This is a genomic window from Rhodococcus sp. CX, assembly GCF_015865005.1.
Lineage (GTDB): Bacteria > Actinomycetota > Actinomycetes > Mycobacteriales > Mycobacteriaceae > Rhodococcus.
Genome location: NZ_JADZGH010000026.1, coordinates 1 through 17,858, shown reverse-complemented (window position 1 = coordinate 17,858; position 17,858 = coordinate 1). Strand labels below are relative to the sequence as shown.

18 protein-coding genes, 1 pseudogene and 1 riboswitch are annotated in these 17,858 nt (G+C 68.5%); of the genes and pseudogenes, 3 read left to right on the top strand and 16 right to left on the bottom strand.

What is annotated here, in order from left to right; genetic code table 11:
• Nucleotides 1–11: 11 nt before the first annotated feature.
• A complete protein-coding gene (locus I0Q12_RS02450) occupies nucleotides 12–1,160 on the top strand; it encodes a metallophosphoesterase (RefSeq protein WP_197250440.1) in 1,149 nt (382 codons plus the stop codon).
• Nucleotides 1,161–1,196: 36 nt separating this feature from the next.
• Here I0Q12_RS02450 and I0Q12_RS02445 read toward each other — a convergent pair whose 3' ends face one another.
• The 14 genes from I0Q12_RS02445 to I0Q12_RS02380 all read right to left on the bottom strand — a co-directional run bounded on the left by I0Q12_RS02445 (nucleotide 1,197) and on the right by I0Q12_RS02380 (nucleotide 14,639).
• Entirely contained in the window at nucleotides 1,197–3,596 is a 2,400-nt protein-coding gene (locus tag I0Q12_RS02445) for an excinuclease ABC subunit UvrA (protein WP_197250439.1), read from the bottom strand.
• Nucleotides 3,597–3,777: 181 nt separating this feature from the next.
• Nucleotides 3,778–4,188: a VOC family protein gene (locus I0Q12_RS02440; protein ID WP_197250438.1), complete on the bottom strand. Its 411-nt coding sequence runs from the start codon at nucleotides 4,186–4,188 to the stop codon at nucleotides 3,778–3,780.
• Between the two features lie 10 nt (nucleotides 4,189–4,198).
• Nucleotides 4,199–4,636, bottom strand: coding sequence for a helix-turn-helix transcriptional regulator (locus tag I0Q12_RS02435; protein ID WP_197250437.1), 438 nt, complete (start codon nucleotides 4,634–4,636; stop codon nucleotides 4,199–4,201).
• A 177-nt stretch (nucleotides 4,637–4,813) separates the two neighbouring features.
• Nucleotides 4,814–7,666, bottom strand: a complete 2,853-nt coding sequence (gcvP, locus tag I0Q12_RS02430; RefSeq protein ID WP_197250436.1) for an aminomethyl-transferring glycine dehydrogenase — start codon at nucleotides 7,664–7,666, stop codon at nucleotides 4,814–4,816.
• Nucleotides 7,667–7,836: 170 nt separating this feature from the next.
• Nucleotides 7,837–7,931: riboswitch (glycine riboswitch) on the bottom strand.
• 88 nt (nucleotides 7,932–8,019) lie between these two features.
• A complete protein-coding gene (locus I0Q12_RS02425; protein ID WP_231609861.1) occupies nucleotides 8,020–8,586 on the bottom strand; it encodes a MerR family transcriptional regulator in 567 nt (188 codons plus the stop codon).
• A 314-nt stretch (nucleotides 8,587–8,900) separates the two neighbouring features.
• A complete protein-coding gene (locus I0Q12_RS02420) occupies nucleotides 8,901–9,374 on the bottom strand; it encodes a bifunctional nuclease family protein (protein WP_197250434.1) in 474 nt (157 codons plus the stop codon).
• 144 nt (nucleotides 9,375–9,518) lie between these two features.
• A complete protein-coding gene (locus I0Q12_RS02415) occupies nucleotides 9,519–10,259 on the bottom strand; it encodes a MerR family transcriptional regulator (RefSeq protein WP_197250433.1) in 741 nt (246 codons plus the stop codon).
• Nucleotides 10,259–10,726 (bottom strand): glycogen accumulation regulator GarA, encoded by a 468-nt coding sequence (garA, locus tag I0Q12_RS02410; RefSeq protein WP_197250432.1) that lies wholly within the window; start codon nucleotides 10,724–10,726, stop codon nucleotides 10,259–10,261. The genes I0Q12_RS02415 and garA overlap by 1 nt, the downstream gene beginning before the upstream one ends.
• Before the next feature lie 179 nt (nucleotides 10,727–10,905).
• Entirely contained in the window at nucleotides 10,906–11,310 is a 405-nt protein-coding gene (gene gcvH / locus I0Q12_RS02405; protein ID WP_197250431.1) for a glycine cleavage system protein GcvH, read from the bottom strand.
• A gap of 43 nt (nucleotides 11,311–11,353) precedes the next feature.
• Nucleotides 11,354–12,091 carry a DUF881 domain-containing protein gene (locus I0Q12_RS02400; RefSeq protein ID WP_197250430.1) on the bottom strand — a complete coding sequence of 246 codons (738 nt, stop codon included), beginning with the start codon at nucleotides 12,089–12,091 and terminating at the stop codon, nucleotides 11,354–11,356.
• 3 nt (nucleotides 12,092–12,094) lie between these two features.
• Complete coding sequence (locus I0Q12_RS02395) at nucleotides 12,095–12,460, bottom strand: small basic family protein (RefSeq protein WP_197250429.1); 366 nt, start codon at nucleotides 12,458–12,460, stop codon at nucleotides 12,095–12,097.
• Entirely contained in the window at nucleotides 12,457–13,317 is an 861-nt protein-coding gene (locus tag I0Q12_RS02390; RefSeq protein WP_197250428.1) for a DUF881 domain-containing protein, read from the bottom strand. The genes I0Q12_RS02395 and I0Q12_RS02390 overlap by 4 nt, the downstream gene beginning before the upstream one ends.
• On the bottom strand, nucleotides 13,314–13,940 hold the full coding sequence (locus tag I0Q12_RS02385; RefSeq protein WP_197250427.1) for a CDP-alcohol phosphatidyltransferase family protein: 627 nt from the start codon (nucleotides 13,938–13,940) through the stop codon (nucleotides 13,314–13,316). Before I0Q12_RS02385 ends, I0Q12_RS02390 begins: the two co-directional genes overlap by 4 nt.
• A gap of 81 nt (nucleotides 13,941–14,021) precedes the next feature.
• Complete coding sequence (locus I0Q12_RS02380) at nucleotides 14,022–14,639, bottom strand: CoA pyrophosphatase (protein ID WP_197250426.1); 618 nt, start codon at nucleotides 14,637–14,639, stop codon at nucleotides 14,022–14,024.
• Nucleotides 14,640–14,811: 172 nt separating this feature from the next.
• Here I0Q12_RS02380 and I0Q12_RS02375 point away from each other — a divergent pair, with 172 nt between their 5' ends.
• Entirely contained in the window at nucleotides 14,812–15,207 is a 396-nt protein-coding gene (locus tag I0Q12_RS02375) for an MmcQ/YjbR family DNA-binding protein (RefSeq protein ID WP_197250425.1), read from the top strand.
• A gap of 31 nt (nucleotides 15,208–15,238) precedes the next feature.
• Here I0Q12_RS02375 and ubiG read toward each other — a convergent pair whose 3' ends face one another.
• Nucleotides 15,239–16,036: a bifunctional 2-polyprenyl-6-hydroxyphenol methylase/3-demethylubiquinol 3-O-methyltransferase UbiG gene (gene ubiG / locus I0Q12_RS02370; RefSeq protein WP_197250424.1), complete on the bottom strand. Its 798-nt coding sequence runs from the start codon at nucleotides 16,034–16,036 to the stop codon at nucleotides 15,239–15,241.
• Nucleotides 16,037–16,244: 208 nt separating this feature from the next.
• Between ubiG and I0Q12_RS02365 the strand changes: the two genes are divergently transcribed.
• Nucleotides 16,245–17,291, top strand: a complete 1,047-nt coding sequence (locus I0Q12_RS02365) for a beta-mannosidase (RefSeq protein WP_197250423.1) — start codon at nucleotides 16,245–16,247, stop codon at nucleotides 17,289–17,291.
• 25 nt (nucleotides 17,292–17,316) lie between these two features.
• On the opposite strand, the pseudogene I0Q12_RS02360 reads toward I0Q12_RS02365, so the two are convergent.
• Nucleotides 17,317–17,858, bottom strand: a pseudogene (locus I0Q12_RS02360) (ABC transporter); the annotation flags it as partial.

The window sequence follows — 17,858 nt, the reverse complement described above, 5'->3', positions numbered from 1 at the left end:
GTCCTGACACCGTGATCCGGCTACTCGTCGTAGGAACCTTCCTCACCCTCCTCACCTTCTGGCTGCACCGCCGCTACGTCCGCGCCCCCGAACTGCGCGGGCCGGCCGCCATCGCCGCCACCACCGTCCTCGTCGCCGGAGCCGCCCTCACCCTCACCGCCTCCCTCGTCGGCACCACCCTCGACCCCGCCTGGGCACGCCCCCTCGGCTACCTCGGCTGGACCTGGCTCGCCGTCCTGCTGTACCTGACGCTCTGGGCCGTCGTGATCGGCCTGACCCGCCTCGCGAACCGGCTGTCCTGGTCCCTGCGACGCACCGAACGACCCACCGCCCCCTCCCGACGCCGCACCCTGCGCATCGCCACCGCCGTCGCCGCCCTCACCTCGGTCACCGCCGTCGCATACGGAACCGTCGAAGCCTCCCACCCCCGCATCGCGCACGTGCGGGTACCGCTCCAGCGCCTGCCCGCCGAATTCGACGGGCTGCGCGTCGCCCTCGTCACCGACCTGCACGTCGGCCCGGCGCGCGGCGCGGACTTCACCCGCAAGGTCGTCGACCTCGTCGCCGGCGAGAACCCCGACCTGATCGTGCTCGGCGGCGACCTCAGCGACGGCACCATCGCGCGCGTCGCCGCCGACCTCGAACCCCTCCGGGACCTGGACGCACCACTCGGGGTGTTCGGGGTCAGCGGCAACCACGAGTACTACTCCGACGACGCCCTGGCCTGGCTCGACCACTGGGAAACCCTGGGCGTGCAGACACTGCGCAACGAACACGTCACCCTCACCCGCGGCGCCGACAGCATCGACATCGCCGGGGTGTACGACTGGACGGCCCCCGCCCCGCACGAAGCCGACCTCGCGGCGGCCCTCGACGGCCGCGACCCGAACCGGTTCGTGCTGCTCGTCGCGCACCAGCCCCGCCAGGTACTCGACGCCGCCGAACTCGGCGTCGACCTGCAACTGTCCGGCCACACCCACGGCGGCCAGATGTGGCCGCTCGGCCTGTTCGTGCCCCTGGCCAACCCGAGCGTCACCGGACTCGACCGGTTCGACGACACCACGCTCTACACCTCGCGCGGCGCCGGCGCGTGGGGGCCACCCGTCCGCGTCGCGACACCCCCCGAGATCACGATCCTCGAACTCGTCACCGAACCCTGATCGAATCCGGACCCCTGCGTGCCCGGACCCCTGCGGTCAGGCCCCGACGTACTGCGCGAGGTGCTGCCCCGTCAGCGTCGAGCGCGCGGCGACCAGGTCCGCCGGGGTGCCCTCGTAGACGACCCGGCCACCGTCGTGGCCGGCACCGGGTCCGAGATCGATGATCCAGTCGGCGTGCGCCATCACGGCCTGATGGTGCTCGATGACGATCACCGACTTCCCCGCATCCACGAGCCGATCCAGCAGCGCGAGCAGGTTCTCCACGTCGGCGAGATGCAGGCCCGTCGTCGGTTCGTCGAGGATGTACACGTCGCCGCTCTCGCCCATCTGGACGGCCAGCTTGAGACGTTGCCGCTCGCCGCCGGACAGCGTCGTGAGCGGCTGCCCGATCTTGATGTAGCCGAGTCCCACGTCGGCGAGGCGAGCGAGGATCCGGTGCGCCGCCGGGATCTTCGCCTCGCCCGACCCGAAGAACTCCTCGGCCTCGGCCACCGACATGTTCAGGACCTCGTCGATGTCCCTGCCGCCGAACCGGTACTCGAGCACCTCGGCCTGGAATCGCTTGCCCTCGCACACCTCGCACGGCGTCGCCACCCCGGCCATCATCGCCAGGTCCGAGTACACGACACCCGCACCGTTGCAGTTCGGGCACGCACCCTCCGAATTCGCGCTGAACAGAGCGGGTTTCACCCCGTTCGCCTTCGCGAACGCCTTGCGGATCGGCTCCAGCAGACCCGTGTACGTCGCCGGATTGCTGCGCCGCGACCCCTTGATCGCCCCCTGATCGATCACGACGACACCGTCCCGGCCCGCGACCGACCCGTGGATCAGCGAACTCTTCCCCGACCCCGCCACACCCGTCACGACGACGAGCACCCCGACCGGAATGTCGACGTCGACGTCCTGCAGATTGTGGGTGTCCGCCCCACGGATCTCGAGTGCCCCCGACGCCGTCCGCACCGAAGTCTTCAGTGCCGCACGGTCGTCCAGATGCTTACCGGTCAGCGTCCCACTCGACCGCAGCCCCTCGACCGTGCCCTCGAACACGATCTCGCCACCGTCGGCCCCGGCGCGCGGGCCGAGATCGACCACATGATCGGCGATCGCGATCGCCTCGGGCTTGTGCTCGACGACGAGCACCGTGTTTCCCTTGTCGCGCAACTGCAACAGCAGTTCGTTCATCCGCGCGATGTCGTGCGGATGCAGGCCGATCGTCGGCTCGTCGAACACATAGGTCACGTCGGTGAGCGACGACCCGAGATGCCGGATCAGCTTGGTGCGCTGCGCCTCGCCACCGGACAGGGTGCCGGCAGGCCGGTCGAGGCTCAGATAGCCGAGTCCGATGTCGACGAACGAATCGAGGGTCCGGCTCAGCGATTTCAGCAGCGGGGCGACCGACGGCTCGTCCAGCCCCCGCACCCATTCGGCGAGGTCGCTGATCTGCATCGCGCAGGCGTCGGCGATGCTGATGCCGGCGATCTTCGACGACCGGGCCTCCGCCGAGAGACGGGTGCCCTCACAGTCGGGACACGTCTGGAAGGTGACGGCCCGGTCCACGAATGCCCGGATGTGCGGCTGCATCGCCTCCCGGTCCTTGGACAGAAACGACTTCTGGATCTTCGGGATCAGGCCCTCGAACGTGATGTTGATGCCGTCGACCTTGACCTTCGTCGGCTCCTTGTACAGCAGATCGTTCAGCTGCTTCTTCGTGAACTTCGAGATCGGCTTGTCGGGGTCGAAGAATCCGCATCCGCGGTAGATCCGGCCGTACCAGCCGTCCATGCTGTACCCGGGGATCGTCAGCGCACCCTCGTTGAGGGACTTGCTGTCGTCGTACAGCGCGGTGAGATCGAAATCGGAGACCTTGCCCATGCCCTCGCAGCGCGGGCACATGCCACCGGTGATGCTGAAACTGCGGCGTTCCTTCACGGTCCGGCCGGCCTTCTCGACCGTCACCGCCCCGGCGCCGCTGAGCGACGCCACGTTGAACGAGAACGCCTGCGGCGAACCGATGTGCGGCTTGCCCAGCCGGCTGAACAGGATGCGCAACAGCGTGTTGGCGTCGGTCGCGGTGCCGACCGTCGACCGCGGATTCGCGCCCATCCGCTCCTGATCGACGATGATCGCCGTGGTCAAGCCCTCGAGCACATCCACGTCCGGACGAGCGAGCGTCGGCATGAATCCCTGCACGAACGCGCTGTACGTTTCGTTGATCATGCGCTGCGACTCGGCTGCGATCGTCGCGAACACCAGCGAACTCTTCCCGGATCCCGACACCCCGGTGAAGACCGTCAGCCGTCGCTTGGGAATCTCGAGATCGACGTTCTTGAGGTTGTTCTCGCGAGCCCCGTGCACCCGGATCAGGTCGTGACTGTCGGCAGGGTGTCGCCCCCCGGTGGGCGCCGTCCCCGTAGCTGTCTCGGTCGTCGTGCCCATCGCATTTCCCCGTTCCGTTCTGTTCGCTCTCACCCCGGTTACCCGCCGGAGCAGTATCGCCGATCGGTGTGACAACCCCGGACGGATTCACCTGTCCCGGCGCCCGATCCGCGCATTCTCCTGCTGCTGCTTCCCCCGAGAGAACACACCCACGCCGGCGGCTCTGCCGTCCGGGGCCTCGTCATCGCACCTCGTTGATGCGGATCATGTTTCCCGCGGGGTCGCGCACCGCGCAGTCCCGGATCCCGTAGGGCTGCTCGATGGGCTCCTGGACGATCTCCGCGCCACCGGCTTCGAGCGCCGCGAAGGTCGCGTCCAGGTCGGGTGTCGCCAGCGTGAGCATCGCAAACGTGCCCTTGGCCATCATTTCGCTGATCACGCGCCGCTCCTCGTCGGTGATTCCGGGATCCGCGGCGGGCGGATTCAGGACGAGCGACGTCTCGGGCTGGGCGGGATGCCCGAGAGTGATCCAGTACATGTCGTTGTAGCCGACCTCCTTGCGCACCTCGAAACCGAGCAGGTCCCGATAGAACGCGAGGGCGGCGTCACGGTCGTCGTGCGGAAGGAACGCGTTGTGGATGGTGAGGTTCATGGCGACCACGCTAGATTCGGGACGCGGCCGACGCTTCTCGAATCCTGATCGGTCTCGTCACCTGTTTCGTGACGCACGAAGGCATCTCGGCGTCCGAGCGCGCCTGCGCGCGGTACACGCTCGGAGACACCCCCACCAGCTCGGTGAATCGCGTGCTGAATGTCCCGAGGGACGAACACCCGACCTCGAAACACACCTCGGTGACGCTCAGATCGCCACGTCGCAACAGCGCCATCGCCCGCTCGATCCGACGCGTCATCAGGTAGGTGTACGGCGGTTCGCCGTAGGCCAGGCGGAACTGCCGGCTCAGATGGCCCGCCGACATGTGCACGTCCCGCGCGAGCTGTTCCACGTCCAGCGGCCGGGCGTACTCGCGGTCGATGCGGTCCCGGACCCGGCGCAGCCGTGCCAGATCCCGCAATCGTTCGGAGTCTGCTCGCGTCGCCACGTCTCCATGCTCGCACGGCCCATCGCGGATGGGTGAGCGATGCGGGACGTGAGGTAACAGGTGTCGTGCGGCGTGCTGGGTGAGGTAGTGTTCGGTTTTTATTTGCGTTCCGTCTTGTGCAGAATATTTCGATCGAAGCTCGGGGTGCCGGTCTCACCGGCACCCCGAATCGGACGATCAGTCGGCGTACGCCTCGAGCGGCGGGCAGGAACACACGAGGTTACGGTCCCCGTGTGCCCCGTCGATGCGCCGGACGGACGGCCACACCTTCGCGCGCGACTTCCCCAGCGGGAACACCGCGATCTCCCGCGTGTACGGGTGGTTCCACTCCCCGACCAGGCATTCCGCCGTGTGCGGAGCACCGCGCAGCGGGTTGTCGTCGACCGGCCACTCCCCTGCCCCGACGCGGTCGATCTCCTTGCGGATCGAGATCATCGCGTCGACGAAGGCATCGAGTTCGGCCGGATCCTCGCTCTCGGTCGGCTCCACCATCAGCGTTCCCGCGACCGGGAAACTCATGGTCGGCGCGTGGAACCCGTAGTCCGCCAACCGCTTCGCCACGTCGTCGACGGTGACGCCGGTGTCCTTGGTGATCTGGCGCAGATCGAGGATGCACTCGTGCGCGACCATGCCGTTCTCGCCGGTGTACAGCACCGGGAAGTACTCGTCGAGACGGCGGGCGATGTAGTTGGCGGACGCGATGGCCGTCAGCGACGCACGGCGCAGGCCCTGCGCACCCATCAGCTTGATGTACGCCCACGTGATCGGCAGGATCGACGCCGAACCGTAGGGCGCGGCCGACACGGGTCCGGCGCCCCCGAGCTCGGGTTCCTCCGGATGACCCGGCAGGTAGGGCGCGAGGTGCTCGCGGACACCGATCGGTCCCACCCCCGGCCCGCCGCCGCCGTGCGGAATGCAGAACGTCTTGTGCAGGTTCAGATGGCTCACGTCGCCACCGAACTTGCCCGGGCGCGCAAGCCCGACGAGCGCGTTGAGGTTCGCCCCGTCGATGTACACCTGACCGCCCGCGTCGTGGACGGCCCCGCAGATCTCGGCGATCTCGTGCTCGTACACACCGTGGGTCGACGGGTAGGTGATCATGATCGCGGCCAGGCGCTCGGCATGATCGGCGATCTTCGCGCGCAGATCGTCGAGATCGACATCGCCGTTCGGACGGCACGCAACGACCTCGACCCGCATCCCGGCCATCACCGCGGAGGCCGCGTTGGTGCCGTGGGCGCTCGACGGGATGAGGCACGTGTCGCGATGGTCGTCGCCCCGGTCGAGGTGGTAGTGCCGGATCGCGAGCAGACCGGCGTATTCGCCCTGGCTGCCGGCGTTGGGCTGGAGGCTGACGCGGTCGTAACCGGTGATCGCGGCGAGCCAGCCCTCGAGGTCCGCGATCAGCCGGCGGATCCCGGCGGTCTGCTCCGCGGGTGCGAACGGGTGCAGGTCGGCGAACTCCGGCCAGGTGATCGCTTCCATCTCGACGGCGGCGTTGAGCTTCATCGTGCACGAGCCGAGCGGGATCATCGTCCGGTCGAGCGCCAGGTCCTTATCCGACAGCCGCCGCAGGTACCGCATCATCGCGGTTTCGGTGCGGTACTTCGTGAACGACTCGTGCTGCAGGAATGCGCTGGTGCGGGCCAGTGCGGCCGGGAGCGCCGATCCCTCGCTCTGCGCGGTGCCCGGGGCGCCGAAGGCGTCGAGCACCGTGCCGATGTGCGCGCTGGAGGTCGCTTCGTCGCAGGAGATGCCGACGTGGTCGTCGTCGACGAGGCGCAGGTTGAGGCCCGCCTCGCGAGCGGTCGTGACGATCTGTACGGCGCGACCGGGAACCCGGGCCAGAACGGTGTCGAAGAACTCGGCGTGCACGATCTCGATGCCGGCGGCGCGCAGCGCGGCGGCGAGGGTTTCGGCGTGCGCCGCGACCCGGCGTGCGATCGCGGTCAGGCCGTCGGCGCCGTGGTACGAGGCGTACATCGCGGCCAGGACCGCCAGCAGAACCTGCGCGGTGCAGATGTTGCTCGTCGCCTTCTCGCGGCGGATGTGCTGTTCACGGGTCTGCAGGGCCAGCCGGTAGGCGGGATCTCCGTCCGCATCGACGGACAGGCCGACCAGGCGGCCCGGAAGGTTGCGGGTGTGCGCCGTGTTCACGGCGAGGTAGCCGGCGTGCGGGCCACCGAAGCCCATGGGCACACCGAAGCGCTGGGTGGTGCCGAAGCAGGCGTCCGCGCCCTGCTCGCCGGGCGGGGTGATCAACGTCAGGGCCAGCAGGTCGGCGCCCACCGCCACGAGTGCACCGCGGTCGTGTGCGGCGGCGATGATCGGGGCGGCGTCGAACACCCGTCCGGATGCGCCGGGGATCTGGAGGATGACCCCGAAGAAGTCGCCCTCCGGCAGTCCGTCGTCGACGAGATTCGCGGTGACGATCTTGATGCCCAGCGGCTCGGCGCGGGTGGCGAGGACGGCCGCGGTCTGGGTGAAGAGATCGGAGTCGACGAGCACGCGGGGGCTCTTCGACTTGCGGTTGGCGCGGCGGAGCAGGGTCATCGCCTCAGCGGCGGCGGTGCCTTCGTCGAGCATCGACGAGTTCGCGACCTCCATGCCGGTGAGGTCGGAGACCATCGTCTGGAAGTTGAGCAGGGCCTCGAGCCGGCCCTGGCTGATCTCCGGCTGGTACGGGGTGTACGCCGTGTACCACGCCGGGTTCTCGATGATGTTGCGCAGCAGCACCGGCGGCGTGAGGGTGCCGTAGTAGCCCTGACCGATCATCGAGGTCGCCACGGTGTTCTGCGCCGCGAGCTCGGTCAGCGCGGCCAGCACCTCGTGTTCGGACAGCGGCGCGTCCAGCACGTCCAGCCCGTCGGCGATCCCTCCGGTGGCCGGGTCCAGGATCGCGGCCGGCAGTGCCTTCGCCGCGAGGTCTGCGAGTGCGTCGACGCCGACGACGTCGAGGATGCGGCGCAGTGCCGCCTGATCGGGGCCGACGTGACGGTCGGCGAACGTGGAGGTGACGGCATCTGTCATGTGCGATTCCCGGGTGATCGGAGGTCCACGTCCGCGCACGGTCGCACGGCGTGCTTCCCTCCCCCTCTGTCGCGAGCTCGGCGGGCGAGCGCCTGAGAGATTCGGTGACCGGACGTCCGGTCCCTTTCCCCGTGGGCGGGTGGGTGCTCCCACCGCTTTCCAGAGGCGTCGGAGCCCGCACGGTCCTCGGTACCTGAGAGATTGACGGGGAGGTGCTGCTCCTTCGGTGCCCGGATCGGATCCGGAACTCTCCCGTGCGGCGGCGACGCATTGGCGATTCTAGTCCACGGCGATCGCCGCAATCGCGGTCACGGACGCCTTCACGGTGTGATGAACGTCTAAAATCCCCGGCTCTAGCCGATGCGGCGATTGATGCGGTTGCGGCGACGGGACGCAAGCTCGTCCTCGGGTCGCTGCTCGGCGGCGCCTCCGTCGGCGCGCTCGGCCGGGAAGTCCGCGATGCTGCCGGTCAGCTCGCGCATCGCACCGCTGACCGCGATACCGAACACGCCCTGTCCGCCCTGCAGTAAATCGACGACTTCCTCGGGCGACGTACATTCGTACACGGTGGTGCCGTCGGAGAACAGCGTGATCTTCGCCAGGTCCCGCACCCCGCGCTCACGCAGGTGATCGACCGCGACGCGGATGTTCTGCAGCGAGATGCCCGTGTCCAGCAACCGCTTGACGATCTTGAGGACCAGGATGTCCTTGAACGAGTACAGTCGCTGGCTTCCGGAACCGGCTGCGCCACGGATCGACGGCACGACGAGGTTCGTTCGAGCCCAGTAGTCGAGCTGGCGGTAACTTATTCCGGCGATCTGGCATGCGATCGGAACGCGATAACCGACGAGTTCGTCGGGAACCGAGTCGTCGGGGAACAGACCCGGCTGGATGTCGTCCGTTTGTTGCGTCGACGACATCGAGGTCGAGCGGTTCCCTTCGTCGATATCGCCGTGCCCCTGTCCCTGCGGCCGATCTCGCACTGTGTTGACTCCCTCTTACGTGCCCACCCGTCGCCCCGTAACAACGGACGGGCGGATTCCCCCCCACCCATCCGATCGTCGCGTGCTAGTCAAGGCCCGTCGAGCAGATCCGAATTGCGGATTCACTCAGCGTACGCTCTGTCTCGAGCGTAGGGCAGCAACACGCCGACCGGTCGTAAAACCTTCGAGTCGTACCGCGTGCCCCGACCCGGAGGGATCGAGGCACGGTAGAACAGCCGATGACGTCCGATTCAGCCGTCCGTCGCCTTGAAGTCGTCGGGCGACACGGACTCGAGAAATTCCTTGAACTTCTCGACCTCGTCCTCCCGTTCGTCGGGCATGACGAGACCGGCCTCCGCCAGCACCGGTTCCTCGACGAAGACCGGTACACCGACGCGCAACGCTACAGCGACCGCGTCCGAAGGGCGGCACGACACGCGCATGCCACCCTGGAAAATCATGTCGGCGTAGAAGGTCCCCTCCTGCAGGTCCACGATCCGGATCTCCTGCAGGACATGCCCGAATGCTTCCAGAAGGTTCTTGATCAGATCGTGCGTCAGCGGACGCGCCGGTTCGACGCCCTGCTGTTCGAGCGCGATCGCAGTCGCCTCCATCTGACCGATCCAGATCGGCAGATACCTGTCGCCGTCGGCCTCTCGCAACAGCAGGACCGGCTGGTTCTGCGGCTGTTCGACCCGAATGCCCACTATCCGCATCTCGCTCATGCCGGTGCCTCCATCCCGCTGGCCGTCCGGGGACGAACCCCGCGTGGCAATCCTGCCTGAATTCTAGTGCGATCCGGCAAGCGCGTCAGGTGCCGGCGGCCGTCGGGGTTCTCACCGCGATCGCCGTCGGCGTGCACGAACGGTTCAGCGGTCGAGTGCGCCGTGAACCGCTGCCTTCACCAGGCACGTGTGCAGCGTCAGTGACAGCGCCGCCAACTCCCGGACCATCTCCTCGGCTCGCGCCCGCGCTCCCGCGTCGCGCCCCTTGGCGATCGGACCCGCGATCTGCGCGACCAGGCTCGCTTCCCGGTCCGCCGCGAGCTTGAACGCCCGCAGGTGCCGCACCTCGAGCCCGAACTCCGACATGGCCTTGGCGGTTCGGGCGAGCAGCACCGCGTCCCCGTCGAAGAATCCCGCCGCGCCCGGCACGATCAGCCCGGCACGAACCAACTCGGTCAGGAAGCCCACGTCGATCCCGGCGCGCTCGCACAGATCGTCGCGGCTCATGCGGACTTCACGGTCGGTGCGCAGCACCTCGGGCGAGACCTCGCCCGGCGCCACGGCCAACGGCCGTGGACGCTTCGGGCGGGACTCCACTGCGCCCACCGTTGCGGCACCTCGGTCGATCGCCTCGAGCTGTTCCTTGATCACCTTCAGGGGCAGGTACTGATCCCGCTGCGCGGTCAGCACGTACCGCAGTCGCTCGCAGTCCTCGATCGAGAAACGTCGATATCCCGAGGGCGTGCGTTCCGGGCTGATGAGCCCCTCGGCCTCGAGAAACCTGATCTTCGAGATCGTCACGTCCGGAAACTCCGGGCGGAGCCGATCGAGAACCGACCCGATCGACATTCCGCCCGGTGCCGTTTGGCGGGCAGCAGCGGTCATCAGCTACCTGCGCCCTGGTTTCCTCGCGGACCGGTGAGGAACACCAGCCGGAACTTTCCGATCTGCACCTCGTCGCCGTTCGCCAGCACCGCCGAATCGACAGGCTCGCGGTTGACGTAGGTGCCGTTGAGGCTTCCCACGTCGACGACCTGGAACTCACCCTCGTCCTGACGGAACTCGGCGTGCCGACGGCTGACGGTCACGTCGTCGAGGAATATGTCGCTGTCCGGGTGCCGTCCCGCGGACGTCGTCGGCTGGTCCAGCAGGAAACGCGATCCAGCGTTGGGTCCACGCTTGACGACAAGCAGTGCCGACCCGGCGGGCAGTCCCTCGACACCCGAGACCGGAGCCTCCGAGGTCGCCGCCCCCGAGCCGGCGGTTTCCAGTTCACTCAGGAAGTCGGCGCGAAACACCGAAGTGGTTTCCGCAGGGGTTTCCTCGTATCCCGCGTTGCCGTTCTCGCTCACCGTTACTCCTTATCCGTTCGACCGATCGGGCAAACCACCCCGACCGGTCGTTGTTTCGTTCAGCCACGATCACTTTCGACTACGGACCCGCGCCCCCGACAACGGCACACGCCTGACACGACCGTACCCTGAGCCGGCTCCCCGGCGTAGGCGGACGCGGTTGTCGCGCACGGGAACCGTCAGTTTTCGATGAGAGCGCGGTAGGCGTCGGCGTCCAGCGTCTCGCCGAGCGCCGCGTCCAGCTCACCCTCGCTACCGACCTCGACGTCGACGAGCCACCCTCCGCCGTAGGGAGCCGAGTTCACCAGCTCGGGGTTCGCCTCCAGATCCGTGTTGACCGCAACCACTTTCGCGCTGATCGGCGCGTACACGTCCGAGACGCTCTTCGTCGATTCGACCTCGCCGAAGGATTCACCGGCGGTCACCTCGGTCCCGGTCTCCGGCAACTGCACGAACACGACGTCGCCGAGCTGCGACTGCGCGTACGCGGTGATACCGATCCGCGCGGTGGTCGCGCTCGTCCGCTGCACCCATTCGTGTTCCGCCGTGTAACGCAGATCGGCGGGGGTTTCGAACTCACTCACGACAGGGTCCTTTCGGCGACGACATTCGTCACGAACGTCTGATTCAGTTTCCGGGCTGAGAGTATTGGCGCGCTTCGACCTGCCGCAAGGCGGACACGTCGACCTGCGGTGACTGTTCGATCACCAATGTTCCTCCGGTCCGCGCGACAGTGTCCACAACTCCGCCGGGGATGTTCAGCGCGGCCGCGAGGGTCGGTCCGTCCCCGATCGCGGTGACCGTGTACGGGGCGACGAGCGGGACGTCGTCGACGACCACGGCACCGCCGGGACCGGTCACCCACGAGTCCACGCCGATCCGGACGGGCGGGCCGCCGGCCCCGGCGATCTGGATGGCTTCCGCTCCGGCCGCACGCAACTCCTGGATCATGTCGAGGACGACCTCCGAGCCGACGCCGCGCACCGGATCGGTCACGGTCAGTACGACACCCGGGCCGGTGGCCGGGACCGTGCCGACCTGGATCGCCAGGTCCGAGAGCCGCGCGCGGGCCTCGTCGAGAGCGGCCTCCGATCCGTTCTGCTCCAGGCTGGTCAGCGTCGATTCGAGCGCGGTGATCTCCTGACGCAGCTCGGCCTCGGTGCGGTTCAGGTTGTCGAGCAGCACGAGCAGGTCGGCCGGGCGGGCCGAGTCGAGGGCATCACCGGATTCGGTGCTGCGGACCTGGGTGGCGATCGCGACGCCGAGCAGCACGATCAGCAGCCCGGCCAGGGCCGGGAAGAGCAGGCGGCCGCGGCGCGGGGCCGATTCCGGTGGGTCGTGCAGTTCGTGTCGTCCTTCGGCCACGGGTCACGCTCCGAACAGGCGGCGGCGCAGCGCGGACGCGTTGCCGAAGATGCGGATGCCGAGGACGACGATGACGGCGGTCGACAGCTGGGTGCCGACGCCGAGTTGGTCGCCGAGCCAGACGATCAGGGCCGCGACGAGCACGTTGAACACGAAGGACACGACGAAGGTCTGGGCGTCGAAGATGTCGTCGAGGTACGCGCGCAGGCCGCCGAACACGGTGTCCAGAGCGGCGACGACCGCGATCGGAAGGTACGGCTGGATGACGTCGGGTACCTGTGGGCTGAAGATCACCCCCGCGGCGATGCCGATCGCGAGGGCCAGTACCGCGTAGAGCGCGTGGCCGTGCCTGAGCCCGTTCTGTTTCAACGATCTCCCTCCAGTGCAGATTCGATGTCGCGCACGGCCGCGGCCGGCATGGTGACGTCGTCGGCCTCGGCGACGGTGAAACCTACTCCGTACAACTGCTGGACGCCGGACATCCGCAGGTAGGCGTCGCTGACGACGAACGCGGTCTGCAGGCGGCTCGGCGATCCGATGGCCGACACGACGTACGGGGAGAACACCGGCCGGTTGTCGACCAGCATGGCCCCGCCCGCCTGCCGGACGGTGACTCCGGGACCGATGCGCACGTCGTCGACCGCGACGGCTTCGGCGCCGCCGGCCCACAGGGCGTTGATCACCGCTTGCAGGTCGCGGTCGAGCAGGACGGCTGTGCGGGGGTTGCCGCGTTGCCCGGAGTCCGACAGGTTCGGTTTCGCCGCCGGGTCGCTGAGCGTGACGGTCACGCCGGGACCGTGTACCTCGGTGGCTGCGGCGGCGTCCTCGGTGCGCCGGAGCTCGCCGAGGATGTCGGTTCCGGCGCCGTTGTCGGTGAACAGTTCCTCGCGGCGCCGGTCGATGTCGGCGGTGAGGTCGTCTCGGGTTGCGGTGAGGGTGTCGACGCGTTCGGAGGCTGCGCGGACTCCGGCGAGGATCTCCGCCTGCGTCCGGTCGGAGCCGGGCCCGGGTTCGGTGGTGTTCGAGTAGGCGATGCCGATGGTGAGGCCGGTGAGGAGGGCACCGACGGTGAGCCAGACGAGGACGCCCTTGCGGGCGGGCCGGGTGTGTTTCGTGGTGCGGTCCTCGGCGGCCGCGGCGTATCCGGGATCGAGGTGGTCCTCGAGCAGGGCGGTGAGCAGCGACGGTGTCGGGTTGCGGCGGATCTGTTCCCAGTGCTGGTTCATCGGGGTTCCCGGTGGCCGCCGATCGGTGGTGTGACGCGCGCGGTTTCGACGGCGCGGTACAGGTAGAGGGCGCCGGTCCAGACGTACAGGACCGTTCCCCAGATCAGCGCGGCCCAGCCGAGCGGCTCGGCGATGTCGGCGGTGGCGGGGACGGCGAGCGCGAGGAGCAGCAGCGGCAGCGCGCACATCAGCAGGAAGGTCGCGCCTTTGCCGAGGTAGAGGACGTCGGGCGGGGGCAGACCGCGCCTGCGGTACACCGCGAGGGTCGGGGCGAGGACCAGTTCGCGTCCGATGAGGATCGCGGCGATCCACCACGGGAGGATGTCCCGGGCGACCAGGGCGACGAGTGTGGTGACGATGTAGAGGCGGTCGACGAGCGGGTCGAGGAGGGCACCGAGCCTCGAGGTCTGGTCGAGCAGCCGGGCGAGTTTGCCGTCTGCCCAGTCGGTGGCGCCGCTGAGGACCAGCACGGCCAGTGCCCACCCGTCGGCGTGCGGGACGAGCATCAGCCAGAGGAACAGCGGGATGCCGATGAGTCGGACGAAGCTGAGCAGATTGGGGACGGTGAGGATGCGGTCGGACGCGGCCGGTGCGGAGCCGGCGGTCGTCGCGGCGTCGTTCATCGTCGAACCTGCCTCGTGTTCGTGGTGACGGTCGGGTTCCGACAGCCTCCCATAGTCACGTTCCGGGTCCGGTCCGGCGGGTCAGCGCCAGGCGAAGACCGGTTGTTCCAGATCGTCGATGCGGGTGTGCCGGCCGTGCAGCGCGACCTCCCGGAACTGGTACACGACGGCGGCGGTGGGTGCGTGGACCAGGTGACCGCGGAACGGCCACTGGATGACGGGCTTGTCGGATTCGGGGATGGGGACGAAGCGGGGTTCGCTGTCGATCTCGGTGGCGGTGACGGCGAAGAGTTCGGCGACCTCGTCGGGGCTGGGCTGCAGGTCGGTGACGGGGACGTCCGACCACACGACGAACGGGGACATGACGTAGCCGGATCGGGTGATGTAGTCGTCGAGGCGGCCGACGATCTGGGTGTGGTCGGCCCGCAGCCCGAGTTCTTCGTGCAGTTCGCGCAGGGCCGCTTCTTCCGGTGTTTCGCCGGGGTCGAGGCGTCCCCCGGGCAGCGCGAACTGTCCGGGGTGGGCGCGCAGTCGCGTCGGCCGGCGGGTGAGGGGCATGACACCGTTGCCTGCTCCGTCGTCGAGGATGGCGACGACCACGGCGGCGTGGCGCCGGCCGTCGAGAGGGAGGCGTCGCGATTCGAATGCGGCGAAGGTGTCTGCGAGGGCATCGCGAGCAAGGGGTTCGGGCACCGGCATGTCCTCGACAGTACGACGTCGGCACGCGATTCGGCGGTATCCGTCGTCGTGGTGGGGTCGAGGGTGTCGGGGAAGCGGTCGGTTGTTGAGTTCGGGATATTTTGCAATTCCGTATGATCCGAAATCATCCAACCGCCCGAAAGACCTCCCGGCACGCGGGTACGCTGCCCGCATGCCGCATCCGATCATGTTCGACGAGGCCGATCCCCTGCTGGCACGTATCCGGTCGCTGGCCCTCGCGTTTCCCGGTGCCGGCGAGAGGATCTCGCACGGACGCCCGTTCTTCCACACCAAGACGGCGTTCGCGGTCTACGGCGGCTCCGACAAGCCGAGCGGCACGCCTTTCCCCCGGTCGGTGATCATCAAGCCGGAACCCGAGGAGCGCCTCGCGCTGCTCGGGGAACCGCACACCTACCTGCCCGCCTACTTCGGGCCCTCGGGCTGGGTGGGCTACGACCTCGACCGGGACGACGTGGACTGGGACGAGATCGGTGAACTGCTGGACATGTCGTTCCGGGTGACCGCGCCGGCATCGCTGATCCGCGAACTGGACGCATCCTCGAAGTGAGGCCGGGGCCGGCCCCGCTCCCCTCCCCCGGTCAGCCGCGCGCGCCGGCCTTGACGGCGTACCCCATGTAGTTGGCGCCGGTGTAGGGCACGCGCCCGAAGTTGAGACGGCGACTGAATTCGCCGTAGGTGATGCGTCCCTGCCGCGCGCGGTGCATGTCGACGAGGCGGCGGGGGTCGAGGGTGCGCAGTCCGAGCCCGGTGAGTTCGGCCGGGCGCAGGCCGTGGCGCTCGAGCGCTGCGGTCAGTTCGGCGGGGGTGATGAACATGGACCAGTCGTGGATGGGGGTGTCGAACATCCGGGTCCATCGCCATTCCTGCATGATCTTGATGACCACGAGCTTGCCGAGCCACGTGCGGTTGATGGTGTCGAAGAAGTACAGACCGCCGGGCGCGAGCGCGCGTGCGGTTTCGGCGAGGACGGCGTCGAGGTCGTCGACGTGTTCGAGGACGTCGCAGCAGTAGGCGAGGTCGAACGACGCGTCGGGCACGGGCAGACGTTCGCCCACTCCCCTGCGGTAGTCGATGGTGAGGCCGTTCGCCGCGGCGTGCCGCTGTGCGGTCTCGAGCGACACGGTGGACGGGTCGATGCCGACGACCGCGCAGCCGGCTTTCGCGAAGCGTTCGGCGAGGAATCCTCCGCCGCTTCCGATGTCGAGGGCCCGCAGCCCGTCGAGGGTCGCGTAGCCGCGTTCGCGGAGGACGCTGCGGAAGTAGTCGTACCGCGCCGGGGTGAGGCTGCCCTGCAGCAGATTGAGCGGGTTGGACTCGTCCCACCAACCCACACCGATCCGGTCGTAGACGTCGTTGTCGATCGGCACGGCGGTCACCGTCCTTCGTTCGGGGTCCGGTGGTTTCCCACATTCCCCGTCCCTGACGGATTTGTCCAGGTCGCCGCCTGGTCGGGTACCCGGGTCCGTCTTCGATCTCGGTGGAGTGAGCCTCCGCCATGCGATTTCGGTAATTTTATTCTTCCGTCTCCTCCGTAATCCGGCCGCGTGCCGCGCGCCGTGTGCCTCATGCCGTTAGCGTCGTGGCATGCGAACTGGTGCCATATTCCTGGCGACCGTGCTCTCGGTCGTCCTGGCCGTGGCCGGATGCGCGGCGACGTCGAGCACCACCCCCGTCTCCCGGGTTGGGGTTTCCGGAAACGGCCTGACGCTCGACGGCGTCCCGTGGTGGCCGACCGGTCTCGACGCGTATCAGCTCGCCACCCACTGGAGCGTGAATCGCGGCTGCGGAGCCGAGGTCGATCTCGACGCCTATTTCATGTCGCGCCCTCCGGGTTCGGTGACTCGCTTCAACGCCTTCCAGCAGCTCGCGGTGAACAAATCCACCGGCCGGATCGATTTCGGCCCGATCGATGCGGTCTTCGCGGCCGCCGAACGGCACGGCAGTCTCGTCATCCCGGTGCTGGCCGGGCAGGACGGCGCCTGCGAGGACGAGCGGTACAAGGACCGGGACTGGTATCGCTCCGGATGGACCGTCCGCGGCTCCGCTTCCCTGAGCTACCGGGACTGGGTGAGCACGGCCGTGTCCCGGTGGGGCGCGTCCCCGGCGATCGCGGCGTGGGAACCGATCGGGGAACCGGAAGCCGGGATCTGCCACGACGCGGGATGCAGCCCGCAGCAACGCAGCTGCCCGGACGACTCGGCGCAGGTCCTGCGCGACTGGCACGACGCGGTGGGCGCGCTGATCCGCACCAGTGATCCGGTGCACCCGATCACGGCCGGGTTGCTGGGCGGCGACCAGTGCGGAACCGCCGGCCCGGGGTATGCGCTCGTCGCCGACTCCCCCTACGTCGACTTCGTCCAGTACCACGACTACGACGACGCGGCGTTCCTGCCGCAGCGGCTGGCACAGACGTCCAAGCCGCTCGTCGTCACCGAACTGGGTATCCACGCGGGCAGTTGCCTGCCGCTGCAGGAACGCGCGGACCGTATCGGCGCCCGCATCGACTCCTACGCCGAACTCGGCGCCGCCGGGGCGCTGCTCTGGGCGTTCGTGCCCGATCCCCGCCCCGAGCAGTGCACGTACGACATCGGCCCCGACGATCCGGTTCTGGCGATCCCGCAGCTGAACTGACGCGGGGGCAGCGGGCACGCGAGGGTTACCCGGCGACCCGCCACACCCGCCACATCGGCTGGTCCAGCCCGCTGTTGGGCACCTCGATGTCCAGCGTGGCGAGCTGCGCGCCGTTCTCGTAGAGGGTGGGGTACCGCCGGTTCACCGCGTCGGAGGTGCCGCGCCCGGTCGGCGGGACCGACAGGATGTAGCGGACGCCGTAGGCCGCCGGGTCGTTGAGGATGCGGGTGAAGTCCTCGTCCGAGGGCAGCACGAACTGGCGGGGGTTGTCGCTCGCGGCGAACACCGCGAATCCGTACACGGTGTCCATCACGACCGATCCCGGTGGCAGGGTTTTCGCGTCGAGGTAGTCGGCGAGGGCCCGTTCGGTGGCGAACGTGTTCAGGGTCTGTTCGCGTTCGGTGCGCAGTGCGGTCGGGCGGTCCTGTCCGAGGATCGAGATCGCGGCCAGGGCGTGTTGTTCCTGGGACAGGGTCGGCGAGAACATCGTCGTGAGGGCGATCGGTAGTCCGAGCACCAGGGTGACCGCGCCGACGCCCGACAGGAGGCCTGCGGGATTGCGCGGGT

Bases quoted from the DNA above. Each gene is read 5' to 3' on its own strand.
- I0Q12_RS02445 (WP_197250439.1), bottom strand. From the start codon at position 3,596: ATGGGCACGACGACCGAGACAGCTACGGGGACGGCGCCCACCGGGGGG.
- I0Q12_RS02440 (WP_197250438.1), bottom strand. From the start codon at position 4,188: ATGAACCTCACCATCCACAACGCGTTCCTTCCGCACGACGACCGTGAC.
- gcvP (WP_197250436.1), bottom strand. From the start codon at position 7,666: ATGACAGATGCCGTCACCTCCACGTTCGCCGACCGTCACGTCGGCCCC.
- I0Q12_RS02425 (WP_231609861.1), bottom strand. From the start codon at position 8,586: ATGTCGTCGACGCAACAAACGGACGACATCCAGCCGGGTCTGTTCCCC.
- I0Q12_RS02420 (WP_197250434.1), bottom strand. From the start codon at position 9,374: ATGAGCGAGATGCGGATAGTGGGCATTCGGGTCGAACAGCCGCAGAAC.
- I0Q12_RS02415 (WP_197250433.1), bottom strand. From the start codon at position 10,259: ATGACCGCTGCTGCCCGCCAAACGGCACCGGGCGGAATGTCGATCGGG.
- I0Q12_RS02390 (WP_197250428.1), bottom strand. From the start codon at position 13,317: ATGAACCAGCACTGGGAACAGATCCGCCGCAACCCGACACCGTCGCTG.
- I0Q12_RS02385 (WP_197250427.1), bottom strand. From the start codon at position 13,940: ATGAACGACGCCGCGACGACCGCCGGCTCCGCACCGGCCGCGTCCGAC.
- I0Q12_RS02380 (WP_197250426.1), bottom strand. From the start codon at position 14,639: ATGCCGGTGCCCGAACCCCTTGCTCGCGATGCCCTCGCAGACACCTTC.
- I0Q12_RS02375 (WP_197250425.1), top strand. From the start codon at position 14,812: ATGCCGCATCCGATCATGTTCGACGAGGCCGATCCCCTGCTGGCACGT.
- I0Q12_RS02365 (WP_197250423.1), top strand. From the start codon at position 16,245: ATGCGAACTGGTGCCATATTCCTGGCGACCGTGCTCTCGGTCGTCCTG.